This is a genomic window from Shuttleworthella sp., from assembly GCF_057251025.1.
This window is the reverse complement of the sequence record NZ_DBHIDN010000059.1, coordinates 1-1,270: the sequence shown is the minus strand read 5'-3', so window position 1 is coordinate 1,270 and position 1,270 is coordinate 1. Positions and strand designations below refer to the sequence as shown.

Genomic DNA, 1,270 nt, shown 5'->3' with positions numbered 1-1,270 from the left:
ATAGCCCAGGGCCCTTCTGTACTCGTTCGGACTCAGCCAGCCCAGTGAGCGCTTGATGCGTCCCTCATCATAATACGTGAGATAGGCGTCGAGCTCAGCCATGAAGATCTCCGGCGAGATGTTCTTCCAGTCGCGGTAGTAGAAGAACTCGTTTTTCAGTCTCCCAAAGAAGCCTTCGCAGGCTGCATTGTCCGGGCTTGAGCCCTTCGCCGACATGCTTCTTCTCAGCCCGCTCTCATTGCATATCGCTATCCACTCAGGCCAGCGGTAGTGTCCGCCACGGTCAGAGTGGATGGTGGTATGAGACCCCGGGCGTCTTTGAGAGAGCGCCTTGGTGAGGCTTGAGTTGGCAAGCTGTTTGCTGGGGTGTCGCCCGATAGACCAGGAGATGCACTTGCCGTCGAAGCAGTCGACTATCGCAGACAGATAGATCTTTGCGCAGGGGAGCCTGAACTCAGTGATGTCGGTGAGCCACAGCTCATCTGGGGCTAAAGCGTGAAAGTTACGGCTGATGAGATTTTTTGGGGCCTTGGAGATCTCACCGACATAGGAGCTCCAGCTGTGCGGACGCTTCTTGTTATAGACGACTTTCAGCCCCTCTTCAGCCATTATGCGCCTTACGACCTTCTCGGAGACGTGTGTACCTTCTCGTTTGAGCCTGGCGTGTACGGTTCGGTAGCCCCAGCGTCTCTGGCCTTCTCTAAACACAGATCTCACCTGTGTCCTGAGTCTTTCATACTTGTCTTGACCCAGACGGCTACGGTGGTACTCATAGGAACTCTTCGATATCTTCAAGAAAGCGATGATTAAGCGGAGGGGCAGCCCTGTCGCCTGCCTCAATCTCTCGCCGAGCCCGCACTTGCTCCTGTTCGAGATCAAAGCCGGGTCCCACCCGACCGCTTTTAGGTCGGCCAACACCGCCCTTAGAAGCAAATTTTCTATCTGGTCAGGACTAAGGCCGGCAAGCGGCCCTGACTTCGGAGGATCGTAGGGGCTCGCTGACATGAGATACTCCTTTTCACCTGAGGGTTTTGCGCTCTTCTGTATTCTAGCGCACTGACTTTTTCTCAAGGCGCCGGTATAGCTATGCGGGAGACCCTTGTAGATCCAGTCCTTCGCTGCGTTGTAGTTAACTTTGGCAAAGGCTGCTGCTCCTTTGATACTCATCCCGTCTTCTCTTGCAAGTAAAAACAGCTCTACGTTCTCTTTGCTATACATGCGAACTCCAATCCGACCGCCCTTGACGGTCCAACTTTTCGTCCGCACCCCC

The 1,270-nt window shown here is 54.6% G+C and carries 1 protein-coding gene; it reads right to left on the bottom strand.

The genetic code is table 11. The features are described from left to right. Nucleotides 1-1,218: IS3 family transposase (locus ACO5R6_RS07650; RefSeq protein WP_485626579.1), on the bottom strand; the 1,218-nt coding region annotated here is incomplete at its 3' end. Nucleotides 1,219-1,270 lie beyond the last annotated feature (52 nt).